1 protein-coding gene is annotated in these 216 nt (G+C 62.5%); it reads left to right on the top strand.

Translation table 11 applies throughout. From position 1 onward, the window contains the following. On the top strand, nt 1-216 hold a 216-nt coding region (locus E5X34_RS32850; protein WP_292573403.1), incomplete at both ends, for a His/Gly/Thr/Pro-type tRNA ligase C-terminal domain-containing protein.

The following is a 216-nucleotide window of genomic DNA, read 5'->3' as shown; positions in this document are numbered from 1 at the left end:
CTGCGGCTCGATGGAGCGCTTCCTCGGCATCCTGATCGAGAACTATTCAGGCCATTTTCCGCTGTGGTTCGCACCGCTGCAGGTGGTGGTGGCGACGATCACCTCCGATGCCGACGATTACGCGCAAAAGGTCGTCGCGCGGCTGAAGGCGGCCGGGCTGTTGGCGGAGGCCGACCTGCGCAACGAGAAGATCAACTACAAAGTGCGCGAGCACAG

It is taken from the genome of Mesorhizobium sp. (assembly GCF_004963255.1).
GTDB lineage: Bacteria > Pseudomonadota > Alphaproteobacteria > Rhizobiales > Rhizobiaceae > Mesorhizobium.
Note: the sequence above shows the minus strand (reverse complement) of the source record. Positions and strands in the feature narration are given on the sequence as shown.